The 23,559-nt window shown below is 46.6% G+C and carries 20 protein-coding genes; 14 read left to right on the top strand and 6 right to left on the bottom strand.

Going from position 1 to position 23,559, the window contains the following annotated elements; genetic code table 11:
* Positions 1–1,134 carry a fused PTS fructose transporter subunit IIA/HPr protein gene (gene fruB, locus EAE30_RS01435; protein WP_123014333.1) on the bottom strand — a complete coding sequence of 378 codons (1,134 nt, stop codon included), beginning with the start codon at positions 1,132–1,134 and terminating at the stop codon, positions 1–3.
* Positions 1,135–1,472: 338 nt separating this feature from the next.
* On the opposite strand from fruB, the gene cra reads away from it, so the two are divergent.
* The 3 genes from cra (at position 1,473) to EAE30_RS01415 (ending at position 6,765) form a co-directional block, all read left to right on the top strand.
* Complete coding sequence (gene cra, locus EAE30_RS01425; RefSeq protein WP_123014331.1) at positions 1,473–2,459, top strand: catabolite repressor/activator; 987 nt, start codon at positions 1,473–1,475, stop codon at positions 2,457–2,459.
* 127 nt (positions 2,460–2,586) lie between these two features.
* A complete protein-coding gene (locus EAE30_RS01420) occupies positions 2,587–3,729 on the top strand; it encodes an exonuclease SbcCD subunit D (RefSeq protein WP_123014330.1) in 1,143 nt (380 codons plus the stop codon).
* Positions 3,730–6,765, top strand: a complete 3,036-nt coding sequence (locus EAE30_RS01415) for an SbcC/MukB-like Walker B domain-containing protein (protein ID WP_123014329.1) — start codon at positions 3,730–3,732, stop codon at positions 6,763–6,765.
* 57 nt (positions 6,766–6,822) lie between these two features.
* Here EAE30_RS01415 and clcA read toward each other — a convergent pair whose 3' ends face one another.
* Positions 6,823–8,268 carry a H(+)/Cl(-) exchange transporter ClcA gene (gene clcA / locus EAE30_RS01410; protein ID WP_123014328.1) on the bottom strand — a complete coding sequence of 482 codons (1,446 nt, stop codon included), beginning with the start codon at positions 8,266–8,268 and terminating at the stop codon, positions 6,823–6,825.
* Positions 8,269–8,574: 306 nt separating this feature from the next.
* On the opposite strand from clcA, the gene EAE30_RS01405 reads away from it, so the two are divergent.
* The gene (locus EAE30_RS01405; protein WP_123014327.1) at positions 8,575–9,561 is read left to right on the top strand and encodes a CobW family GTP-binding protein; all 987 of its coding nucleotides are present in this window, start codon (positions 8,575–8,577) and stop codon (positions 9,559–9,561) included.
* Positions 9,562–9,663: 102 nt separating this feature from the next.
* On the opposite strand, the gene ylqF is transcribed toward EAE30_RS01405, so the two are convergent.
* Complete coding sequence (gene ylqF, locus EAE30_RS01400; protein WP_123014326.1) at positions 9,664–10,608, bottom strand: ribosome biogenesis GTPase YlqF; 945 nt, start codon at positions 10,606–10,608, stop codon at positions 9,664–9,666.
* A 615-nt stretch (positions 10,609–11,223) separates the two neighbouring features.
* Between ylqF and EAE30_RS01395 the strand changes: the two genes are divergently transcribed.
* The 8 genes from EAE30_RS01395 (at position 11,224) to EAE30_RS01360 (ending at position 19,319) form a co-directional block, all read left to right on the top strand.
* Positions 11,224–11,484 carry a hypothetical protein gene (locus EAE30_RS01395; RefSeq protein ID WP_123014325.1) on the top strand — a complete coding sequence of 87 codons (261 nt, stop codon included), beginning with the start codon at positions 11,224–11,226 and terminating at the stop codon, positions 11,482–11,484.
* Positions 11,485–11,502: 18 nt separating this feature from the next.
* Entirely contained in the window at positions 11,503–11,772 is a 270-nt protein-coding gene (locus EAE30_RS01390; protein WP_123014324.1) for a hypothetical protein, read from the top strand.
* Positions 11,773–11,784: 12 nt separating this feature from the next.
* A complete protein-coding gene (locus EAE30_RS01385) occupies positions 11,785–12,291 on the top strand; it encodes a hypothetical protein (protein WP_164711763.1) in 507 nt (168 codons plus the stop codon).
* 521 nt (positions 12,292–12,812) lie between these two features.
* The gene (locus EAE30_RS01380; RefSeq protein ID WP_123014322.1) at positions 12,813–15,122 is read left to right on the top strand and encodes an FdhF/YdeP family oxidoreductase; all 2,310 of its coding nucleotides are present in this window, start codon (positions 12,813–12,815) and stop codon (positions 15,120–15,122) included.
* A gap of 121 nt (positions 15,123–15,243) precedes the next feature.
* A complete protein-coding gene (locus EAE30_RS01375) occupies positions 15,244–15,687 on the top strand; it encodes a hypothetical protein (protein WP_123014321.1) in 444 nt (147 codons plus the stop codon).
* Positions 15,688–15,875: 188 nt separating this feature from the next.
* A complete protein-coding gene (locus EAE30_RS01370; protein ID WP_123014320.1) occupies positions 15,876–16,391 on the top strand; it encodes a sugar dehydrogenase complex small subunit in 516 nt (171 codons plus the stop codon).
* Positions 16,391–17,971, top strand: coding sequence for a GMC family oxidoreductase (locus tag EAE30_RS01365; protein WP_123014319.1), 1,581 nt, complete (start codon positions 16,391–16,393; stop codon positions 17,969–17,971). The genes EAE30_RS01370 and EAE30_RS01365 overlap by 1 nt, the downstream gene beginning before the upstream one ends.
* A 1-nt stretch (position 17,972) precedes the next feature.
* Positions 17,973–19,319 carry a cytochrome c gene (locus EAE30_RS01360; RefSeq protein WP_123014318.1) on the top strand — a complete coding sequence of 449 codons (1,347 nt, stop codon included), beginning with the start codon at positions 17,973–17,975 and terminating at the stop codon, positions 19,317–19,319.
* A 123-nt stretch (positions 19,320–19,442) separates the two neighbouring features.
* Here the strand turns inward: EAE30_RS01360 and EAE30_RS01355 are convergent, their stop codons facing one another.
* Positions 19,443–20,018, bottom strand: a complete 576-nt coding sequence (locus EAE30_RS01355; protein ID WP_123014317.1) for a TetR/AcrR family transcriptional regulator — start codon at positions 20,016–20,018, stop codon at positions 19,443–19,445.
* 125 nt (positions 20,019–20,143) lie between these two features.
* Here EAE30_RS01355 and EAE30_RS01350 point away from each other — a divergent pair, with 125 nt between their 5' ends.
* A complete protein-coding gene (locus tag EAE30_RS01350) occupies positions 20,144–20,662 on the top strand; it encodes an HPP family protein (RefSeq protein ID WP_123014316.1) in 519 nt (172 codons plus the stop codon).
* Between the two features lie 51 nt (positions 20,663–20,713).
* On the opposite strand, the gene EAE30_RS01345 is transcribed toward EAE30_RS01350, so the two are convergent.
* Entirely contained in the window at positions 20,714–21,136 is a 423-nt protein-coding gene (locus tag EAE30_RS01345; RefSeq protein WP_261809189.1) for a GGDEF domain-containing protein, read from the bottom strand.
* Between the two features lie 116 nt (positions 21,137–21,252).
* On the opposite strand from EAE30_RS01345, the gene EAE30_RS01340 reads away from it, so the two are divergent.
* A complete protein-coding gene (locus tag EAE30_RS01340; protein ID WP_123014135.1) occupies positions 21,253–22,200 on the top strand; it encodes an IS30 family transposase in 948 nt (315 codons plus the stop codon).
* Here EAE30_RS01340 and EAE30_RS01335 read toward each other — a convergent pair.
* Positions 22,128–23,285 (bottom strand): pectate lyase family protein, encoded by a 1,158-nt coding sequence (locus EAE30_RS01335; RefSeq protein WP_123014314.1) that lies wholly within the window; start codon positions 23,283–23,285, stop codon positions 22,128–22,130. The two genes, EAE30_RS01340 and EAE30_RS01335, sit on opposite strands and share 73 nt — an antisense overlap.
* Positions 23,286–23,559 lie beyond the last annotated feature (274 nt).

Genomic DNA, 23,559 nt, shown 5'->3' with positions numbered 1-23,559 from the left:
TTAGCTTTCGCCTAGACCAGAGTCGATTGCCGCGCCAATGGCTGCCAATGCTTCTGAGGCATCCGCACCTTCTGCTGTAAATTGAAGCTGGTGGCCTTTTTTGACACCAAGTGCAATCACTTTCATTAAGCTTTTTGCGTTCACTGAACGGCCATCGCCATCGAGGTTGACGACCTTGATCGTTGCGTCGAATTTTTTCGCTTCTGCCACCAACATCGCGCCAGGGCGGGCGTGCAAACCGTGTGAATTTTTAATCGTAAAGACTTGAGTATTGTCATCGCTGGAAGCGCTTGAGACTTCTTCGCCACTTAAGAGCGCCACCACATTTTGTGCGGAATCCGCACTGACAAGATCGGCTTGCTGCTGTTTGAAGACGAGCGTCGCGATGTTGTTCATGAGACTTTGGTGGGCGCCGTTGCAGCCCGCGACGGCAATCAGCGCTTTCACCGCTTGACCATCGAATTGGCAGTCAGCATTGGTTGAGACAAACGACAGACCTGTGCGCTGCACGCCTTTGCTGCTGCTGACCAGCCATAGACCGTTGCCCAATGATGTTGGCGCTTTCGTCACTAGCTCTGCCACGAAGTCGGCATTGGCATTGCCTTTATTTTTCAGCAATCCACCGGCAACGGCACTGAGTTGCACCATGTCTGTTGCTGGGAATTGGATTTGTACCAATGACGCATCCAAATCTGCGTCAAATTGCACATCACCGTTTAAAATCGCGATAATGTCTTCTTCAGTCTTCGCTGCTTTTAGGCTCTCTTCAACGCCATCTGACGCAAGCACTTTGGTTAATTGCTTTAAAATCCCTAAGTGTTCGTCAGATTTCGCCGCGATACCAATCGCAACGTAAACAGTATTGCCGTCAGCCCAATCGACACCATTAGGAAAATGGTGAATGGCCACGCCAGTACTGTGAACAAGGTCACGGGTATCTGTCGTTCCGTGTGGAATGGCAATCCCATTCCCTAAGAACGTAGAATTCTGACCTTCCCGGTTCAACATTCCTTCTACATAACCGTCCGCGACATAACCGTGAGCAGTTAAGTCTTCAGCGATCGCTCGAATCGCAGCAAGCTTGTCACTCTGTGCTTGGCCAAGTTTGATATCTTGCGTAGTAAGTTGCAGCATGTTTGCCCCTTTATATAGCCTTGCGGCTTTATTGTTGTCACCACATTTCTATGTTGTGGTATTTCGTTTGTGCTTTATTATCGAACAGCTGAATCGGTTCAGTAAAGCAATCAAAAAGTTCAGCGAAGCCATTTTTTATCAAAAATCAATGTTGTTTCACAGAATCAAAAATAGTCTATAAAACGGAATAGGTCGATTATATTATAGCTTTACTGAACTCTTTCGCGTGCTATACTGAATCGATTCAGCAAAGAATGCAACTGCAAAAAGTAAGAGGTCGCGATTTTTATGATCCTACGCACATTGACAGTAAAAACGTTTAAAATGAGATCGAAACTATGACCCTAGATAAGATCGCCAAGTTGGCTGGTGTATCGAAGACAACGGCAAGTTATGTCATTAATGGTAAAGCAAAGAAATACCGGATTAGTGAAAAAACACAGAAGAAAGTATTGGATATTGTCGCTCTGCACAATTATCGTCCTGATCATGCTGCCTCGGCATTAAGGGCGGGGAGCAGCCGCTCGTTTGGTTTGATCATTCCGGATTTAGAAAATACCAGTTACGCCAAACTGGCCAAGCTGCTTGAACAAAACTCTCGTCAAGCGGGTTATCAAATACTCATTGCGTGCTCGGATGATAATCCTGATACTGAGCGAGAAGTGGCGAGCACTTTAGTCAGCCGCCGCATCGAAGCCTTGTTTGTCGCCAGTACCATGCCGAACGCCAGCGATTTCTATCAAACGCTGCAAGAGTCTGGCACACCGGTTATCGCAATTGACCGACCGCTCGATGATGAATACTTTGCTTGTGTCATCAGCGAGGATTTTAATTCGGCACTCGAACTGACACGCTCAGTCGTGGATGATGAGGTACGCAGTATTGGCTTGATTGGCGCTCTGCCAGAATTGAACGTCTCGCAGGAGCGTCAACTGGGGTTTGAAGATGCCATCGCGCCATACGGATTAGTGCCATTATTGGGCTATGGAGAACACTTCCATCGCAATGATGCGCGTGCGGTATTTACCCGTTGGCTGGAGGCCGGATGTGTGCCTGATGCCGTGGTGGCCACTTCGTATACCTTGTTAGAAGGCATATTAGATGTGTTGCTTGAATATCCAGAGGTCATGCAGCGTATTCGTTTGGCGACCTTTGGTGACAATCGCTTACTCAATTTTTTACCGACCAAAGTGAACTCGATGCCCCAGCAATTTGAGTTAATTGCGGATAGCGCTTTGGAGTTAGCGTTGAATGCGTCGGCGAAACGGTGTCAGCCCGGCATCGAATTCATACCACGTAAACTTCGCGTGCGTTATCAGCGGTGACCGACTTGATGGTCTCGGCTATTCTCTGCCCAAATTGTCGATGAATGGTCCGAGTGGCAGTCGCAGTCGGGGCCGGACTTAGGGTATACTGAGTGCCATTCCTTTTGCGCAAAACAACAGGGCACTCATGAAGTTTTTGCATACCTCCGATTGGCACCTTGGTCGTCAGTTTCACAATGTTTCTTTGCTGGACGATCAAGCGGCAATCTTAAATCAAATTGTCCAATATATCGCGGAACACCCCGTTGATGCCTTGCTCATCGCTGGAGATATTTATGATCGTTCTGTACCGCCAGCCAATGCGATTGAGTTGCTCGATCACGTATTAACCACGCTGTGTCAGGATATGGGCGTGCCAGTGATTATGATACCTGGCAATCATGATGGCGCGGCACGTCTTGCCTTTGGTGCGCGCCACATGCGTGATGCAGGTTTGCATATCATTGCCAATTTTGAGCAGATGTTAGAACCTGTGGTGTTGTCCTCGAACGACGCGGGTGAGGTGGCCTTCTATGGTATGCCATACCACGATCCGGAAGTGGTTCGCCATGCCTATCAAGAAGCGGTTCACAGTCACGATGAAGCGCACCAGTTATTGTGTGAAAAAATCACCAAGACATTCGATCCGTCACAACACCATGTTTTATTGAGTCACTGTTTTGTTGATGGTGCGATGGAATCGGAGTCTGAACGGCCGTTATCGATTGGCGGCTCTGATCGCGTTAACCATGAGCACTTTCTACCGTTTGATTATGTGGCATTAGGCCATCTGCATCAGCCACAGAAAAAGGGGCGTGATTCTATCCGTTATTCCGGCTCTTTAATGAAATACAGTTTTTCCGAGCAACATCAGAAAAAAGGGATGACATTGGTGACGTTTGATCAGCAAGGTTTTGTCAGTAGTGAATCCATTCCGCTAATTTCTCCGCATGACATGCGCATTATTGAAGGGGAGCTTGAAGAGATTATTGCTAAGGCGGCTGATGATCCTCGCCCCAATGATTACCTTTTAGTGCGTCTAACTGATAAGCATGCGATTCTCGACCCAATGGAAAAACTGCGTCAGGTCTACCCGAATGTATTGCATATTGAAAAACCTGGTATGTTGATTGGCATGGATCAGCCAGTCGCGAGCCAGCGTTTAAAGCGCAGTGAAGTGGATATGTTTGCGGATTTTTTTCAGGAAGCCCAGCAAAGCGAGCTGACGCCAGCGCAATCTGAGGCGATTGCTGCCGTGGTTCAAGAATTAAAGCAAGGAGACCGTGAATAAATGCGTCCTATTTCTTTGACATTGCAAGCCTTTGGTCCATTTGCCGATCAGCAAACCATCGAATTTGATCGATTTGGGGCTGCGCCGTTATTTCTGATCAACGGGGCGACAGGGGCAGGCAAAAGTTCGATCCTCGATGCGATTTGTTATGCACTTTACGGGGAAACCACGGGTAGTGAACGCACGGGCGATCAAATGCGTTGTGACTACGCCGACCCTAATGTACTCACTTTTGTTCGATTTTCGTTCTCTTTGGGAGATACTCACTATGAGGTGGAGCGTTACCCAGAGCAATTGGTGCCCAAAAAGCGCGGAGAAGGGTTTACCCGTAAAACTCATAGCGCGACATTGGTGCGCCGCGTTGGCGAGCAAGACACACTGTTGGCAAATAAACCCACGCCAGTGAGGCGAAGCGTTGAAGAGCTATTAGGGTTAGAAGTGAATCAATTCCGTCAGGTGATGGTGATCCCACAAGGGAAATTCCGCGATCTACTGATTGCCAATTCTAAAGACCGCGAAGCGATATTTGGTCAGTTATTTCAAACTCACATTTATACGCAAATTGAGCGTGCGCTGTTTGAGCGCGCGTCGGGAATACGCAAAGAAAAAGACGAGTTTGATAATCAAATCAAAGGGGCACTCAATGTGGCGTCATTGGACAACGAAGCGGAGCTTGAGGAAGCGATCGCCGAGTTGACTCCATTATTAGCCGAAAGCCAAACCGCGTATAATATCGCCCAACAGCAGCGCGATAACGCCAAACAAGCTTTGCAAGAAGCTCAGCAACTTAGCCAACAATTCAAACAGTTAGAAGTGCTTAAACAGGCGTTAAATGAATTAAACACACAGAAAGCCAGCATCGAGAGTCAGCGTCAGCAAGTGGCGTATGCCGAGCAAGCGGCTCAATTGGACGTCGCGTATTCTCAATATCAAGATGCACGGACCCAAACGACGCGAAGTCAGCAACAACATGCTCAAGCCCAGCAGGCGGTGAATGATGCCAATCAAGCACTGACGCAAGCACAAGCGCATTACGATGAGGTACAAGCGCGGCAAGCAGATCTGCCAGCATTAACGCAAGAGCAATACGATTTGCAAGGGATGGAACACAATGTCCGGCAGATCGAAACTCAGCAACAAGCGCTGAATCAAGCTCAACATGAGTTGCACCGTCACCAGCAACAACGACAAGAAGCGGAGCGGGCGACTGCTGAGAGTGAACAGCAATTGATTCATCAACGCCAGCAGTGGGAGCAAGCCGCTCAACAACGCGCTGGCTTAGATGGTCACAAATTGGCATTAACGCAATGTGTGGAACGAATCAATAAGCGCCTTTCTGAGCAACAGTTGCTGCGGCAACGTCATGATAAGCAGCAAGCGATGCAGGCGCGTCAGGATGAATACACGGCAGCCAAACAAGCGAGTCAAGCCGCGTCTCAGCACGCTGACGAGCTTGAGCTGCGTTGGCACCAAAACCAAGCTGCTATCTTAGCCGCGCGGTTGCAAACGGGTGAGGCATGTCCGGTATGCGGCAGCCATGAGCACCCGCATCCAGCGCAAAGCTTGGGTGACAGTGTCACAAAAGAGCAGGTGCAAACCGCAAGGCAGCAACAACGTTTTTGCCACCAGCAAGAATTGGCGGCCGCAACGGCTTATCAGCAAGCCAGTTCTGATCATCAGTATATCGAGCAGCAACTGACACAATTGCAGGATGAGTTAGAACAGCAAGCGGGGTTGGAGGAATTGCAGCAGCAGCGTCACGATCTGCAGGCCACGATCCAAAGGTTAGAACGCGTCAATCTTGATCACTATGCGGAGCAAGTCCGCCAAACTGAACACAGTCTCAGTCAGCATAAACAACGAGTTCAGCAGCTCAATCAGCAGGCAGAATCAGCACAGCAGCGTTTTACCCAATTAGAAACCGAGGTTAACCGTTTACAGGCTTCTTTACATCCTGATTGGAATACACTCGATAAAGTGCTAGCACGCAAGCAAACCGTTGAACAACAGATTAAAGAGTTAACCACGCAGCAGCAAGCGGCCGAACAGCGCTTGAATCAATCTAAATCGAGCGTAGCTGGCGCCAATGCTTCGGTCACCTCGGCCGCGGAACAGTTAGCGCAATGGCAGCAGTCTTTGGATACCACACATCAAGCGTGGTTAACCGCGCTGCAACACAGTCCATTCGCCGATGAGCCCGCCTACCAACAGGCGCGCTTAAGCAGTGAGCGCCGAGCGGCACTCACTCAAGCAGTCCATACGTTTGATGGACAATGGGCGCGGTTAACCGGGCAGCTCGAGAGCTTACAGACGCAGCTTGCTAAACAGGTCGTCCCCGATATGGCACCGCTTGAAGCGCGTTTGGATACCCGTCAAAGCGAAGTGACTGCCGCGTTTAATCAAGTGACTCAGCACTCTTCACGGATGGATAACTTACGCCAAGTGAAAGCCAAATTGGCCGATTTATATGCGCGTAACCAAGCGTTAGAGGCGAAATATCAGGTGTACGGTACATTAAGTGATATTGCGAATGGACGAACGGGGGCCAAAGTCAGCTTGCACCGTTTTGTCCTTGGCGTGCTGCTTGATGATGTACTGATTCAAGCTTCTCAACGTTTACAAGTCATGAGTCGTGGGCGATATCTGTTGAAGCGCAAGCAGGAGCGGGCCAAAGGGAATGCGGGATCCGGATTGGATCTGATGGTGGAAGATGGGTACACCGGAAAATGGCGTGATGTCGCGACTCTATCTGGCGGCGAGTCATTTATGGCGGCACTGTCATTGGCGTTGGGGGTGTCGGATGTGGTGCAATCCTACAGTGGTGGAGTGCGTCTAGATACGCTGTTCATTGATGAGGGCTTTGGAAGCTTGGATCCGGAGTCGCTGGATTTAGCCATTCAAACCTTGGTCGATTTGCAGCAGGGCGGACGGACGATAGGGATCATTTCTCATGTCAGTGAATTGAAAGAGCAGATTCCGTTGCGTTTGGACATTCATGCTGCACGTATGGGGAGCCAGATTCATCTCGTGTCATAGCAAAATGCTTAGGCTTTGAACGCAAAGGGCGTCGTTAACGCCCTTTGCTTAAAACCGTTATGGTTGTGGTGTGGAGTTGGTGTTTGCCGCGGTATTCGCTGGTGGTGTTTGCATCGATAACGCAAAATCTTGTTGTTGTAGCTTTTCTTTTTTCAAGGTGCGATGCAGAAGCTGACTGTATATCGGTTGACCTCCGAGCATCTGTGCAAAAATTACGGCGCCTAAACTGGTAATAATTAAAGGCAAAACAAGGTAGTAGTTGTTGGTCATTTCAATCACCAGCAAAATACCTGTCACTGGGGCGCGCACCGTCGCGGCGAACAAGGCTCCCATTCCGGCGATGGCAAACATGCCCGGTTCCATATCCATTCCCGGGAAAATGTTGTGCACAATAAGACCAAAGGCGTAACCAAATAAGGTACCGAGTGCCAGCATTGGGGCAAAAATACCGCCGGGGGCACCGGAACCAAAGCAAACGAGCGTTGTGACAATTCGACCGATGAATAATAACAGCAGAAATCCCGCCGCGTATCCACCCTCGGTAATATTCGGTATGAGCCAAATACCTCCGCCAGTAATTTGTGGCATATAAAGCAGCATTAAACCAAAACAACCGCCAATCGCGCCTCCAACCAATAAAAACCGCTTGCGGTTGTTATGATGTAATTTGGCGAAAAAGTCTTGTGACTTGGTAATTAAGCTATTAAAAATCACCCCGAAAATACCAAATAATATTCCCAGTAATAGAAATAAGCCAAGCGAGGTCAGCTCAGGTGCATGATACTGCGGCATGGTAATAACCGCTTCTTGGCCGTTGATGTAACGAAATACAATATTCGACATCACAGCGGAAATGATGACCGCTTTGATTGAAATCAGTGTATAGCGAAATTGTGGTCGCATCTCTTCAACCACAAACATAATACCAGCGAGAGGCGCATTAAAGGCGGCGGTTAACCCCCCTGCGGCGCCTGCCGCGAGAAGGGAATGGCGCGTATCCTGATTTCGCACACGGAAAATATCGGAAATCATACGCCCAATGGCGCCCCCCATATGTACGGTTGGGCCTTCGCGGCCAAGAACCATCCCCGAGCCGAGCGCGCCCATACCGCCAAAGAACTTCACGGGGAGCACACGCCACCAACGAACGGGACGCATACCGTCCATCGCCCCTTCAATTTCAGGGATACCTGAGCCGCCAGCTTCAGGACAAAAGCGATGTGTCAGGTAGTAGCCGATAATGGCGAGAATCGCACTGATGAGAAAAGCCGCGAGACCGAGGGGCAGCATGCTGACAATTTGATTCGACAACCATTCGGTACGACTATCAGACACCAAATGCACGGCGTGTTCAAAATAACTGCCTACAAGGCCCGATAATAAGCCGACCAGAACGGATAACAGTAAAACGGATATGGGTTTTTTATCGATAGAGAGAAATTGATTGATGGTATCTTTTGGAACTTTGTGTAATAAGCTGTGGGTTATCTCTCGGGCGGTCATTATCAGTTAAGCCTTTTGGTGTTGACGTGGTGAATACAGGGATTCAAATTCGATTATACGCCTGTCATGTCATTACCAAACAACGATATATGGAATGTTCGATTGCAATTTTGATGAAACAGACACGCTGTACGACAAGAAAAATAGGACCCTCGTATCAAATTAATCATTATTATCGGATGTAGCCGCCAAAATACCTTGCTTGTGATCAACGAAAGTAAACACAACGTAAAAATGTGCACTCAGTAGCACAATATGGTGCTTCGTTTTTGATTTCGTTATACTCGTCACATAAAGGAGAAAGCAATGACAAACAGAGTACCGACCAATATCATCACGGGTTTTTTGGGATCAGGCAAAACCACCACCATTCTACATCTGCTCAAACAAAAGCCAGCGCATGAAAAATGGGCCGTGCTCGTCAATGAGTTTGGAGAAATTGGCATTGATGGGGCAATGATGACCGAGCAGGGAGCATGGATAAAAGAAGTGCCCGGTGGTTGCCTGTGCTGCACCGCTGGGGTGCCAATGTCTGTCGCCATTACGGCCTTATTAAGAGAGAAGCCCGATCGACTGTTAATTGAACCGACGGGGTTGGGCCATCCTCAAGAAGTGATCGCGAAATTGGTTGCCGATCAGTACGTGCCCTATATCGATCTAAAAGCGACGATAGCTCTTGTTGATGCTCGCCATTTCGGCGATGAACGTTATACCCAGAATGAGACGTTCAATCAGCAATTACTGTGCGCAGATATTGTTATGATGAGTAAGGCTGATATGGCAAGCGATGCGGAGCATGGTCAGTTTGTTGATTGGGTTGCTCGGCAAGAGCCCGCCAAGTTATTCAGTGGTCAATTAGTTCATGGTAATTTAGCTTTGGAATTACTGGATCGGACACGAATAGAGGGCAGTGCATCCACGCAGATTGAAGCCCACCACCATCATCATGCGGCTGAGGAGCCACAGTTTGAGATTCCACCAGGCAAAGCATTTATTCGCCGTGAAAATCAGGCCAATGGATTTTACAGTTGTGGGTGGTTATTTGGGGCTGAATACGAATTTCCATTCGATGATATGTTTTCGGTCTTCAATGATCTCACGGCTGAGCGAGTCAAAGCCGTCGTGAATACGGAGCAAGGTTGCTACGCGTTTAATGCGTCTGAGGGAGTGGTATCCGTCAACGAATTGAGCTTGTCTGGCTTTGAAAGCCGTATTGAAGTCATCGATCGGCAATTGATGCCTTGGGATGAACTAGAAGGTTTATTAGTCCGCTTAGCAGGGATAGACAGCTAAACAAGGGCTTGACGAATGGACCTTGCCAGCGATAAGGGATGATCTATCTGAGTGGTTAGGCCGTCCGTGCCGCGAGAGATGACGCGACACGGACGATTTGGCTTAGCGCTTGTTACGCAAGTAACGTTTACGGCGCTCTTCTTTGATTCTGGCTTTATCTGCCGCTTTTTGCGCGGCATCGATTTCCACTTGCACCAATTCTTCAGTAATCATCTCTGGTCGTTCTAAAGTAATCTCACCTAAGGTACCTTGACGTAATTCATGCAGCAAAATTTCTGAGGCTTTGTGCAAGTCGACACGTCCACCCGCACGCAGTGCGCCACGTTTACGTCCAATGGCTTCCATCCATTCAATGTCGGATTGTGGTGTTTCGTCGAGTTGATAACGCTCCATTAAACGCTCTGGGTAATACTCGGCAAGGTACTCCACGGTATAAAATGCCACTTCATCATATTCCATCGCCGTATCTTTAATTGCCCCTGTGGCGGCCAGACGAAAGCCACTGTGCGGGTTTTCAACTTTTGGCCATAAAATACCTGGGGTATCGGATAAAACGATGCCATTTTGCAAATTGATACGCTGCTGGCGACGGGTCACAGCCGGTTGGTTACCAGTTTGTGCGATGATACGTCCTGCGAGACTATTAATAATGGTCGACTTGCCGACATTAGGAATCCCCATGATCATGGTGCGAATATTCTTGCCGACTTCTTCACGGTGTGGCGCCAATTTACGGCATAGCTCCATGATCTTATGCACTTCCGAGGATTGAGATGTTGTGATTGCCATGGCTTTGACGCCTTGCTCTTTCTCTAGGTGCTCAATCCATAGCTCTGTCGTGCTTGGATCGGCCAAATCACGTTTGTTCAATACTTTGACAACGGGCTTTTCGCCACGCAGTGAAGAGATCAGAGGGTTTTCACTGCTGAAGGGTATACGAGCATCCAAGACTTCAATGATGACATCGATTTGTGGAATGACTTCTTCGATTTCTTTGCGGGCTTTATGCATATGGCCAGGAAACCATTGAATTTTATTGCTAATCATTTGAAAGATATACCTTTTAATTCTTAAGGCTAAGCGACCAAGACATCAGATGGAAGACCTACTATGTGGGCCAAGTCTGGCTCGATTAGACAGGATGCCTCTCACCTATTGTCTGTCACGGCTGTCACAGCGGTTTTCGATGTGATCATGTTAACATTTTATGGTTAAGACGAACAATGTTACGCGCGTATTCCGCCAATTGTCTTCCTCATGCTCTTGGCGTTATTCCGAGGGTCGGATTGACGAATACAAAATCATAATACAAAACATGGGTAGAGTGAGTATGCCGATCAATAGAGCCCTAGACCGTTAACGAGAGGGGGAGCAGAGTGAAGCGTTATTTCTTGATGAACGGATAAAAAATGTAAATTTATTTGTGATAGAGCTAACAATACTATGTTCATCTATACTATTTATGTCTTAATCATGATAATAATCTCACATTATCATGACATTGACCCCAAAGTTAATGAGTTGGTTTTGAGGTTTTTATCAGTGTTGGGCGAAATATTAGCATCAAGCGCAATGATTTCGCCGTCACCATTCACAGTAAAATAATAAGGCCGATGTATGGCTTATTAGCGTAGAGAATGATTGTAAGGAGCGAGCTAAGCTATGAACTATGATGACCGTTTAGGTGGAGACTCACGTGGTGAGATATCTTCTGCGCTCGCTTTCGAGTCCAAAGCGCATGACGTTGCGCATCCGATGGATGCATTGTTACAAGCGACCCAAGAGTTGATCGTGATTGATCCCAACTTTTGTTTGGCGAAACCGACCATTGCTCATGTTATTTTGGAACGTTTACAAGTTTTGTCGACCGACGTTCAAAAGCTGATATTTATTACCAGTACAGAGACTGATGATGTTGAATAGTTTTATTATCAGAATTTTATGGAACGTTACCAGTTCTTACCTGTGATTGAGCTGTTAGTGGTTCCGCCAGGCGACATTGGGGCGGTGGATGAGTCTTGCTACTTGTTAGCGGGTAACATGGCTATGCAAATCCCGAATGGCGCTCTGTTAAACTTACAAACGCTGAATTCGTTAACGCTCACGTCGTGCTCTATGCAAACTTATCAAATGTTAGACCAGCGAATCAGGCCGCTCATTCAAGATAACTATAGCCAAATGGTGGCTTTCGAGAGTATTTATCTTAATTAAGCGGTGATGACGATGAGTCAACTGACTGAGCCGTTACAGATCGTCATTGAGCCGGCAACTCGCTCGCTGACCGTCGGAGATATCAGGGTATTTTTATCCGCAAAACTGTTGGCGTTGTATTGCTTTATCGCATTGCATGACAGTCGTCGGATTACGGTTGATTCTCGCTTTGTTTCTGACATCAATCACGCAATGCGTTACGTTAACTATGTGTGGCATTTGCGAGGTGATGTCCGTATCTATCAGACCTTTGGGCTGGAGGATGAATCCGATGTGCTTCATCGGTATTATCATAACTTACAGCCCATGACTGCCAAGTTTATCCAAGAGGTTCGTGCTCAAATTCACGCAACATTTCGCCGCGTACTTCCCCCCCATATCATGGATGCGATTAAAATTCATTCTGATGGTATGAAAGGACGTTGTACCTACCATATTGCTCACTCGTTAAAGATTGCTCTGGCCGATAATACGTCCGCCTCTCATCGGCGATGTTCCAATTGTATCGCATGTGAATAGTCTGTTGCAGGCGTATTCTAGATTGTCACAATTACCTAATAATAAATGAGAGTGCTCAACAATAGCAGTTGACGTTTGCGAATGTGAGGAGTAGTTTTTGTCGCATATGAACGTTCTGTTAGGTTTGTTCATGTGGCAATGTTGAGAGCATTACGTCAATCCATTGCTTACCACACATCACCAAATAGCGAGTCCAGCGAGTTGTCCCCGTTATTTTCTGATTAGTCAAATACTCCCATCTTTAGTGACATATTGATGGGATAGTTGTATCTATAATTTGGCGTTATCGTGCCGATTGATTCTTGTGCTGTGACATCATGGTGTTGAGCAGTACGTCAATCACAAAACAGAGTGTTTGCAGAATAATCGACCGATTGGCAAGTAACCGTAGTTGGCGTGTGAACGAGTATACGTTTATTTGGAACAGAGCCCATCAGAGGCTTTCAATCTAAATAGAACCGGTTTGACACAAGGTGAGTAATGCAGGTTGCCCACGTTGTGTAGCACGAGCGAGAAATAACATGAGTATAAAAGAATATAATGGTTCAGCAGGTGGCTGGGGCGCATTAAAAAGCACAACAAAGCATCTTTTGCAAAGTGAAAACGTCGCAAAAAACCTCGCTAACTTAATGAAAACGAACCAAAATAAAGGTTTTGATTGTCCTGGGTGTGCGTGGGGTGAAAAAGGGGTTCCTGGGCGTTTTCGTTTTTGTGAAAATGGCGCTAAGGCAGTAAACTGGGAAGCCACGTCGAAACGTGTTGACCGTGATTTCTTTAGTCAATATTCGGTCACTTGGTTAAATAAACAAACCGATTATTTTCTAGAATATCAGGGTCGGCTGAGTGAGCCGATGCGTTACAATGAAGAAACCGATCATTATGAGCCTATCACTTGGGACGATGCCTTTGCTCTGATTGCTCATCACCTTAACGCGCTTGATAATCCGAACCAAGCGGAGTTTTATACGTCTGGTCGTACTAGCAATGAAGCCGCCTTTATTTATCAACTTTTTGCTCGTCGTTTAGGGACCAATAACTTTCCTGATTGTTCAAACATGTGCCATGAAGCAACCAGTGTGGCGTTAGCGGGAACCATTGGCATCGGTAAAGGCACGACAAAAATTGATGATTTTGACGTGGCGGATGCCATATTTTTATTTGGACAGAACCCCGGCACCAATCACCCACGCATGCTTGAGACCTTATCCAGCGCTTATCGCCGCGGTGCCAAAGTGGTCGCGCTGAATAATTTGAGAGAACGAGGCTTGCAGCGTTTCACCAACCCTCAACATCCATTGGAAATGTTGAGTAATGGTTCGACGCCGACGACGAGCCATTATTTCATTCCCAAATTGGGCGGGGATATGGCGATTGTGCGTGGCATGGTGAAATCTTTGCTAGCTCGTCATGAAGACGCGCAAAAACACGGCGATTCCGTGTTTGACTTGGCGTTCATTGCTGAGCATACGCAGGGGATGGAAGCGTATTTAGAGGAAGTAAGAGCGACGTCTTGGGAGACCATTGTTGAGCAGTCTGGATTGTCATTAGATGATATCACTCAGCTGGCGGACATTTATCAAGCTGCTGAACGTGTCATTGTGACTTGGGCGATGGGGATCACCCAACATAAACATTCCGTCGCAACGATACAGGAATTGGTCAATCTTCAATTATTATTTGGCCAGATTGGCAAAGAAGGCGCGGGCTTGTGTCCTGTGCGTGGTCACTCCAATGTGCAAGGTGACCGCACGGTGGGCATCAATGAAAAACCGGGTCAAGCTTTCCTTGATAACTTTGAAGCAGTATTCGGTTTCAAACCCCCTCGGCAGCATGGGCACAATGTGGTCAATGCGATTGAAGCGATGCTACGCGGCGACAGTAAAGTGTTCATCGGTATGGGTGGTAACCTAGTTGCTGCAGCGCCCGATACTGAACGTGTTGCTCAAGCCATGCACCAATGCAACTTAACGGTGAATGTGGCAACAAAACTCAATCGCAGTCATGTCAATCCAGGCAAAGACTCGCTTATTTTACCGTGCTTTGGCCGGACGGATATCGATTTGCAAGCGTCTGGCGAGCAAAAAGTAACGGTGGAAGATTCGTTTTCTATGGTGCATTCCTCAAAAGGTCAAGTGAAACCGTTGAGTACAGACATGCGCTCTGAAGTCGCGATCATTGCCGGAATGGGAAGTGCGACGTTCGGAGCGATGGATCCGATTGAATGGCAAGCGCTGGCTGACAATTACGATCGCATTCGTGACCTCATGGAGGCCATGCTACCTGGTTTTACTGATGTCAACACCCGTATGGATGAACCAGGTGGTTTTTACTTGGGTAACTCGGCACGTGAATTAACCTGGAATACCGTGCAGGGTAAAGCACAAATCACCACCAATGCGTTACCAGAGTTCGTCACTGGGGTGGATACGCAAACCATGACGGATAAACGAGTGTTTGTATTACAAACCATGCGTTCTCATGATCAATACAACACCACTATTTACGGTATGGATGATCGTTATCGTGGGGTCTTTGGCGAACGTAATGTCGTTTTCATGAATGAAGAAGATATGCAAGAGCAAGGATTGAGCAAAGGGGATTTGATTGATCTCGAAACACTCTGGAATGATGATATTGAACGCCGTATTGAAGCATTCAAAGCAGTACCGTTTGATATCGCGAAAGGGAATGTTGCGGCGTATTTCCCTGAGGCCAACGCGCTCGTCCCTTTAGGAAGCAAAGGGGACTTGTGTGATACGCCGACGTCAAAATCCATCAATGTGTGTGTCAGCCGCACGCAAGCCGAACCTTGGCTAGCGACCAGCGCGTAGACGTTTCTCGTTTGATGTCACTGAATGCCTAATCTTTTTGAGATTAGGCATTTTTTATAAGTGAATCGCCTTGAACGAGGGTTTTGAGTATAATTCGCGTTTTTAGTGTTGAATTTTAAAGATGAATAAACAAACCCTACGCCAAGAGTTGTTACAACGTCTCGACTCTCAGCGCACGACAGCGTTAAACGCCGCAACAAGTGCTCATGATGCCGCAACCCATGAGCAGAGTGTGGCTGAGACCCAGTACGATACCATTGGGTTAGAGGCTGCGTATCTGGCACATGGGCAATCACAGCGTGTTATTGACTGTGATAGAACGATTCATCGAGTCAACGCATTAAATTTGCAAGATTTTAACAATGACGACTGCATTGAATACGGCGCATTAGTGACGCTCAGTAACCATAAAAACTATTGGTTATTACCTGTGTGTGGGGGCACATTACTGGACCATGGTCGCATTACCGTTATTACCCCTCAGGCCCCGCTAGGACAGATGTTAGACGGAGCTGAGTTCGATGAAATTCTTGCCAATGGATTATCCATTATTGAGATTCAGTGATGCGATTTAGCGCTCTCTTCCGCTAAAGCAACGCTATATTAGCAAGTTGTGGAAAATTCGTTACTTTCTGTTACAATGAAATGAGATGAATAACGGAACGAGGTTAACAATTAGCCTCGTTTTTGTATTGTCGTTACAATTTATATACAACTGAGATTAAGCAGTGATTGCGAAATACAGGGTGTGCTATGAGCAAGTATTATTCTAAACATGCGTCGTCTCACGATAAGACTCGACGTAATATTATCAAAGGGCTCGCTTCCACTAGCCTATTATCTTTTTTCCCAGCATTTAATGTCATGGCTGATGCGCTTGCTGATGATGTGCCTTCAGCGTTTGTGTCCGTGTCGAAAACCTTAACAGGACGCGCGTCTTTGCCTGACGTTCTCGTTGACCGTTTTTTTCATGCATTGCAAGCGGAACAATCAAATTTTTCTAATCAAGTCATGTCATTAGAAAAAGAACTAAGTCAATTAGATCCGAAAACCTATACCGAAAAACTGAGTCCAGAGGCACAAAAAACAGCCAAAACCATCTTATCCGCTTGGTACACGGGCATTGTGGGTGACGGTCCTGATGCTCAGGTCATCGCTTACCGCCATGCGCTAGAATTTTCCGCGGTTGATGATGTGCTTACACCGCGTAGCTACTGTCCGAATAAACCTGGCTTTTGGGCCGAGAAACCCGTGGAGAAACACGCATAATGACTATAAAAAAAGCCGATGTTGTCGTCGTTGGTTCTGGTGTTGCTGGTGGCTTAGTGGCAAACGAATTAGCGAAAGCGGGCAAATCCGTACTCATTTTGGAAGCCGGTCCGCGTTATTCTCGTGGTGAAATTGTTGAGCGTTTTCGTAATAAGCCGAATAAATCCGATTTCATGGCTCCGTATCCTTCCACGCCTTATGCGCCTCATCCTGAATTTAATCCTAATAATGGATATTTAATTCAAAAAGGTGAGCAACCATACGATGCACAGTATATTCGTGCGGTTGGCGGCACCACTTGGCACTGGGCGGCTTCTGCTTGGCGTTTTATCCCCAACGATTTTAAACTACAGTCTATTTATGGGATCGGACGTGATTGGCCATTAGAGTATAAAGATTTGGAGCGCTGGTATCAGCGCGCTGAAGAAGAGCTCGGGGTGTGGGGACCGAATGATGAAGAGCTAGGTTCACCGCGTTCTCACCCGTATCCGATGTCTCCGCTGCCGATCTCTTACAATGAGAAAGTGATTAAAGATCGTTTAAATAATCATGATTTTTATGTGGTTACGGAGCCGGTTGCTCGTAATAGTCGTCCTTATGATAATCGCCCGACGTGTTGTGGTAATAACAACTGTATGCCGATTTGTCCAATTGGCGCGATGTATAACGGCATTACGCATGTCGAGAAAGCCGAAGCGAATGGCGCCACCGTGATTGATCAAGCGGTGGTCTACAAAGTCGAGAAAGGGGCAAACAACAAAATTGTTGCCGTGCACTACTACACACCGGATGGTGAATCCGTGAAAGTGGAAGGTGACTACTTTGTACTGGCAGCGAACGGCATTGAAACACCAAAATTGATGCTGATGTCAGACGTGGGTAACAGCTCCGATATGGTGGGTCGTAATTTAATGGATCACCCAGGGACAGGCATTCGTTTTTATGCGAGTGAAAAACTGTGGCCAGGACGCGGTGCTCAAGAAATGACGTCGATTGTAGGCTGGCGAGATGGGGATTTCCGTTCTCAATATGCAGGTAAGAAACTGCACTTGTCGAATATGAACCGCACGGATCAAGTGACGTCAGAAATTTTAGCGCAAGATCAGTTACGTTTGGGCGACGTGTTGGATAATGAGATCCGTGATAAAGCGGCACGTTTTGTTCAATTTGATAGTTTTCATGAATTACTGCCTCATCCAGAGAACCGCATTGTTCCTAGTGCGAACCAGAAAGATGCGATGGGTATCGCCAAACCAGAATTCCACTATGCCATTGACGACTATGTTAAGCGTAGTGCGGTTCACACCCGTGACGCTTATACCAAAATTGCTAAGTTGATGGGCGGGACTGAGATTCAATATCGTGATGAATTCTCAAATAACCAGCACATTTGCGGTACGGTGTTGATGGGCTCTGATCCAAAAGACAGTGTGGTGGATAAAGATTGTCGTACCCACGACCATGATAACTTATTCATTGCAAGTTCAGGCACGATGCCAACGGTGGGCACAGTAAACTGTACGTTAACCATTGCCGCGTTATCGTTACGTATTGCTGATACCCTGATCAAGGAGGTGTAACATGCGCTACCGGAGTTATTTTATTGCGATCATTCTGGTCATATTTGTCTTTGTTGGGGCTATTGTCAGTGGCGTATGGCAACCAACCACTCATTCACCCGCTAATATTCAACAAGTGAAAACAACCGATTTTCCTGATGATATGAGCCGGGGAGAATACGTGGCAAAAATGTCGGATTGTACGGCATGTCACACCACGGATGCGAGCAAGCCGTTTGCGGGTGGTTTAGCTATGCCATTACCGATCGGAACGATCTATTCGACCAATATCACGCCTGATAAAGAAGACGGTATTGGCGATTATAGCTTAGCTGACTTTAAACGCGTACTGCGTGAGGGGATCCGTAAGGATGGTGGACATTTGTATCCAGCGATGCCATATACGGAATATTCTAAGCTGTCTGATGAAGATATTGCTGCTCTGTATCAGTACTTTATGAAGTCGGTGAAACCGATCCATGAACCCAACCGCGCCAATGATATTCCGGCAGTGTTATCTATGCGCTGGCCTCTATCTCTGTGGAATTGGATGTTCCACACACAAGGTGCATACCAGCGTCAACCCGATAAAAGTGACGCATGGAACCGTGGGGCTTACCTCGTGCAAGGTGCTGCACACTGTGGAACATGTCATACACCACGTGGCATTGCGATGCAAACCGTTGCCAATGATGAGAAAACAAAAGGCTTTTTATCAGGTGAAGATTTAGGTGGATGGCACGCGTTCAATATTACTAATGACAAACAACATGGCTTAGGAAATTGGACTCAGGCTGAAATCGTCCAGTATCTAAAAACAGGTTCGGTTGCAGGTAAAGCACAAGCGGCTGGCACCATGGGAGAGGCCGTTGAGCACAGTTTTCAATACTTGACCGATGACGATTTAAATGCGATTGCTACTTATCTACGTTCGGTTCCAGCGGTGAGTGAAGACGGACCCTCTCGCTTTACTCAAGGTAAGCCTGAATCGCAAGATCTGGATTTACGTGGCATACCATTAGAGGATGTTCCCGCTACTCAGCATGCACAATCTCTGTATATGGGCAATTGTGCCGCCTGTCATGGCGCAGATGGTGGTGGTTCGCCAGATGGTTACTATCCTTCGCTTTACCACAACAGTGTGGTGGGAAGTAATAAACCGAATAACCTTATTCAGGTCATTTTGAACGGTGTACATCGTAAAACTCAGTCTGCCGATGTGATGATGCCTGCGTTTGGTCGCCAATTATCCGATCAAGATGTGGCGGACATCGTTAACTTTGTGACAAAAACCTATGGTCAAAAAGAGGCGAAGGTGACGGCTGATAATGTGAAGATGTTACGTTCACAAACAGAAGCGACGCCTTAGTGGTTGACCTCTGACAGTGATAAATATGAGATAAGACTAAGAGTGAAGCGCAAGCTTCACTCTTTTTTTGTGTCAATGAATACGGCATCATCCCAGTTCATGATTTGTCCTTAGTAATGGGTCTTAATTGAGAGGCTTTAGCGCTTTGTCGGCAGGTAAACCGGCTAGACTGAGCATTAGCTCACGTAACACATTCTTATCCTTAGGTAAGTCATCAAATTCGGCGCGCACAATCATTCCTTCTAACAACATCATCATCGCCTCAGCTTGTCGCGAGGTGGTCTTCGTGTCAGTCGTCGCTATGCATTCTTGAATTAAGCCTTTTAACCATTGTTTATGATGTTTGGCGATATCAAGAATCTCTCTATCCGATGCTTTAAATTCTGCTACTGCATGCATGAACATACAGCCATGAAAGCGTGGACTTTCGAACCATGCTAAATGCCAATCGACTAGGGCATGGAGCTTGGCCTCTTTATCTGACGCTGCACGGATACAATCTGTTAATTGACGTTCAAAAACCTCATGCCGACGATGAAGCACCGCGGCGATCAGTTTATTTTTGCCCCTAAAGTGTCGATACATTGACGTTTTGGAAACGCCAGCGCTATCTCGAATCCAGTCAACACCTACCGCGGTGTAGCCATGCAAATTAAATAACTGTTCTGCCACGTCTAGAATCTGCTCTTGTTTACTCATTGGTTGCTCACTTGCTATTCCTGTCTGTGATAAAAAATGTTTGATCTATGTGAACAGATCTGTACTATAAATGCAAGTGTACAGATTTGTTCACTATTAACATTTAAATAATAGAGGAGAGTCATATGAATAAGTTGAAAGGCGGCGGCGCATTACCAGCTCGTGCATCATGGCGGCAATTAAGTAATGGATTAGTGGGAGGAACCGCAGGGATTTTCATGCTCTCGGTACTTGGCGAATACACAGGAGTGCCTTGGTTAATGGCGCCTTTTGGTGCTACGTGCGTGTTGTTATTCGCGGTGCCGGCCTCTCCGCTAGCACAACCTCGTAACGTGATTGGCGGTCATATAGTGACTGCATTCATTGGCATCCTAGTTTTGTATGTCGCAGGAAGCTCTTCGTTGGCATTGGCTGTCGGGATAGCCATCATGTTGATGCAGGCTTTACGTGTCGTTCACCCGCCAGCGGGTGCTAATCCGGTCGTGATCATTCTTGCTGGCAAAAGTGTGATAGGGCTGAGTTTTCTCATCACACCCGTGTTGATTGGTAGCGTGGGATTGGTGATTATAGCGTCAATCGTCAACAATATTGGCGTGACAACACCATGGCCGCTGTATTGGCATGGGATTAAGCGCAAGTCATAATGGGCACAGCGTGTTTGTGAGAAGACGATTCACTCACAAACACGTGTTCGATTAGGTGGGCAGGTGATACGGGTTCCATACCTGTGAGGTGATACTGACTTGATTTCGCCCGCGTTGTTTTGCCATATACAGCTCTTGGTCTGCGCGGCTTAAGATATGCTCAAGGGTATCTTGCGGGTTGAGTATCGCGACCCCGAAGCTTGCGGTAACAGTGACCATGCCTTTTTCAGTCCGTAGCGGCGTTTCTTCGAGTAGACGGCGATTCCTTTCGATTAATACCGCAGCATCGTCGAGCATAGTATGGGGAAGTAATATTGCGATTTCTTCGCCTCCCCATCGAGATACCAAATCGCCTTCGCGAAGGTGAGCGTTGAGAATGCTCGCAGTATGAATGAGCGCAGCGTCACCGACCGCATGACCGTAAGTATTATTAATGATTTTGAAGTGATCGAGAGCCATCATCACGCAGGTCAGTGGTGTATAGGCCCGATTTCAGATAATAAGTGCGACATTCATGGAAATATGTAGAAGAGGAAGCCAACTGCTGAAAGTGGTACGCTCTTCTCGCCAAAGAAACAAGCAGTACTACCATGAATTATCAACAGTTGACCGAAGGCAGAAGATACCAGATTTCTGCTCTTTTGGAACGGGGAATTTCGGTTCCTGAAATAGCTAAAACAGTTCAGTGCCACCGCTCGACGGTATACCGTGAGCTTAAACGCGGTCGGAAGGGAGAGCATTATTGCCCTAACGAAGCCCAGATGTCGTCTACCAAAAAGCGCAAAACAGCACGTAAATACCGAATACCAAAGGAACGTGTCGATTTTATCCGCCTTCTTTTAGAAACAGATTGGAGTCCAGAGCAGATTTCTAATGTATTAACGAAAATTGGTGCATCTGTCAGTCATGAGTGGATCTATCGCTTTGTTGCTCAAGATAAACGCTTGGGCGGTAAGTTATATCGTCACTTGAGACAAGGTCATAAGCGGTATCGCCGAGGTAAACAAGAGAAAGCTCCAGCGATAAAAAATGCCGTTTCGATTGATGATAGACCAAGCATCGTTGACAGTAAGGAGCGGTTTGGTGACTGGGAAATCGACACTGTGCTAGGTAAGCATGGTACAGGTGCAATGGTGACTATTTTAGAGCGTAAGACTCGATTTTACGTGGTAAAGAAAGTGCCATCTAAGTCAGCGGATGATGTCACCAAAGCGACAATAGAGCTACTGAAGCCCTATAAGAAACATGTCCATACCATTACGGCAGATAACGGGCGAGAGTTTGCAGGTCATGAAACCATCGCAAAAGAATTAAAGGCTGATGTGTACTTTGCTCATCCGTACAGTTCTTGGGAGCGTGGTGCTAATGAGAATGCGAACGGTCTTTTAAGGCAATATGTGAAGAAAGGAACCGATCTAACGACAGTGACGGACATCGATATAGAGTTCGCTTTATCGCGGATAAATTACCGTCCGAGAAAGTGTTTAGGCTTCAAGCAGGCAGCCATTATATTTGAGGAGATGGCTTTAGCTTCTTGATATTGGAGAGTGTCGCACTTCGCAGTTGAATTCGGGTTACTTCCTGTTAAATCTAACGGCGAACCATTGAAAGTAGAACCCACATCCGTTAACGAGGCATTACTTTTATACACTTTCACGACTTTGTATTGTTGACTGCTTTTCAATTGGTCGATATCAAATACGTTATAGTGTGATTGAATGGATCCCTCGTATCCCAAACCAAATGCATACATAAAACGATAAACCGGCGCTTTATAATCACCAGTAAATAGATTATTTACCACATGTACTTTCCCAAAACGCACGCGAGGTGTCCGTTGCGTCGTTTTACTAAAAATATTATCAGCTAATGTGACGCGTAAATGTCCTCGATCTTCAGAGGCATTATTTTTACTGTGACCAATCAACATCGTTTTATTATGATTGTTAAATACGGAATAAGAGACAGTCACAAAGTCACTGGCGCGTTTAATATCGAGCATGCCATCATGACGAACATATTCCCAACCGTTTTTTTCGCCATAATCAGCATCAGTAAACGAGCCATCGTCGAAGGTGACATGATCCACCCAGACATTCTTTGAATAAGCAATTGTCATACTGTCCCATTCCGCGTTCCAGCCGTCACCTTGCTCAAAATGAGGCGCTACATCGACCGGAGTTTCAATATTCACGTTACGAATGATGACATTATTCACGCGATTGATCACTAATGAGCCATTAATAAAGCCCGCATCGCCAGTAACACCGATAATGGTGGTATTCGATGGAATCGCTAGTTGCGAACGCTGCTTCTGGTCAGAAAAGCTGGTATACGGTTTACCACCACTGACATCAATGAGCCCTTTCACTTGGATAATGCGAGGTGTTCCTGCGTCCTGTTCGAGTGCACGCGTAAATTGACGGATATTAGAGACAATATAAATGTGTTGAGAGTCCGCACTCGCACCGCCAGTTGTGCCATTATTGAGCGTCGCAAATCCGATATTCGCAGGCTCCAAAGCGGTATTGGTTAGCAGTTGGTCGGCATGAACAGGCACAACGATTGCTGATAACACCGCAGCAACAGCGAGAGAAGAGAGGCTTTTTGAAAAAGTATTCATAACTATTTCCTTAAAATATTCGATACCACAGCGCAATGGCCTAGATGCAATTGACAATAATAGACTGAATGATGTGTGGTGATTTCAAGCGGTCTTTTTATCACTATATTTCATTGGGCGCACATAAAATAATGGATACTTTCAACAATTACTCGATCTCTGCCAAAGTTTGGGCGCTATTATAATTACCGTATCTCAACCGTTAAATACTCGTCCGATAGACTTCTTCTTCACTGCCATTATACGTATCATCCGCTCCTTCAGGCATTCATCA

This window comes from Vibrio zhugei (genome assembly GCF_003716875.1).
GTDB classification, from domain to species: Bacteria; Pseudomonadota; Gammaproteobacteria; order Enterobacterales; family Vibrionaceae; genus Vibrio; species Vibrio zhugei.
Note: the sequence above shows the minus strand (reverse complement) of the source record. Positions and strands in the feature narration are given on the sequence as shown.

What these genes read in the sequence shown, in the direction of transcription:
- EAE30_RS01385 (WP_164711763.1), top strand. Translation starts at nt 11,785, where the DNA reads ATGAGTCAACTGACTGAGCCGTTACAGATCGTCATTGAGCCGGCAACT.
- EAE30_RS01390 (WP_123014324.1), top strand. Translation starts at nt 11,503, where the DNA reads ATGGAACGTTACCAGTTCTTACCTGTGATTGAGCTGTTAGTGGTTCCG.
- EAE30_RS01335 (WP_123014314.1), bottom strand. Translation starts at nt 23,285, where the DNA reads ATGAATACTTTTTCAAAAAGCCTCTCTTCTCTCGCTGTTGCTGCGGTG.
- EAE30_RS01415 (WP_123014329.1), top strand. Translation starts at nt 3,730, where the DNA reads ATGCGTCCTATTTCTTTGACATTGCAAGCCTTTGGTCCATTTGCCGAT.
- cra (WP_123014331.1), top strand. Translation starts at nt 1,473, where the DNA reads ATGACCCTAGATAAGATCGCCAAGTTGGCTGGTGTATCGAAGACAACG.
- fruB (WP_123014333.1), bottom strand. Translation starts at nt 1,134, where the DNA reads ATGCTGCAACTTACTACGCAAGATATCAAACTTGGCCAAGCACAGAGT.
- EAE30_RS01340 (WP_123014135.1), top strand. Translation starts at nt 21,253, where the DNA reads ATGAATTATCAACAGTTGACCGAAGGCAGAAGATACCAGATTTCTGCT.
- EAE30_RS01405 (WP_123014327.1), top strand. Translation starts at nt 8,575, where the DNA reads ATGACAAACAGAGTACCGACCAATATCATCACGGGTTTTTTGGGATCA.
- EAE30_RS01355 (WP_123014317.1), bottom strand. Translation starts at nt 20,018, where the DNA reads ATGAGTAAACAAGAGCAGATTCTAGACGTGGCAGAACAGTTATTTAAT.
- EAE30_RS01370 (WP_123014320.1), top strand. Translation starts at nt 15,876, where the DNA reads ATGAGCAAGTATTATTCTAAACATGCGTCGTCTCACGATAAGACTCGA.
- ylqF (WP_123014326.1), bottom strand. Translation starts at nt 10,608, where the DNA reads ATGATTAGCAATAAAATTCAATGGTTTCCTGGCCATATGCATAAAGCC.
- EAE30_RS01350 (WP_123014316.1), top strand. Translation starts at nt 20,144, where the DNA reads ATGAATAAGTTGAAAGGCGGCGGCGCATTACCAGCTCGTGCATCATGG.
- EAE30_RS01360 (WP_123014318.1), top strand. Translation starts at nt 17,973, where the DNA reads ATGCGCTACCGGAGTTATTTTATTGCGATCATTCTGGTCATATTTGTC.
- clcA (WP_123014328.1), bottom strand. Translation starts at nt 8,268, where the DNA reads ATGACCGCCCGAGAGATAACCCACAGCTTATTACACAAAGTTCCAAAA.
- EAE30_RS01375 (WP_123014321.1), top strand. Translation starts at nt 15,244, where the DNA reads ATGAATAAACAAACCCTACGCCAAGAGTTGTTACAACGTCTCGACTCT.
- EAE30_RS01395 (WP_123014325.1), top strand. Translation starts at nt 11,224, where the DNA reads ATGAACTATGATGACCGTTTAGGTGGAGACTCACGTGGTGAGATATCT.
- EAE30_RS01420 (WP_123014330.1), top strand. Translation starts at nt 2,587, where the DNA reads ATGAAGTTTTTGCATACCTCCGATTGGCACCTTGGTCGTCAGTTTCAC.
- EAE30_RS01365 (WP_123014319.1), top strand. Translation starts at nt 16,391, where the DNA reads ATGACTATAAAAAAAGCCGATGTTGTCGTCGTTGGTTCTGGTGTTGCT.
- EAE30_RS01380 (WP_123014322.1), top strand. Translation starts at nt 12,813, where the DNA reads ATGAGTATAAAAGAATATAATGGTTCAGCAGGTGGCTGGGGCGCATTA.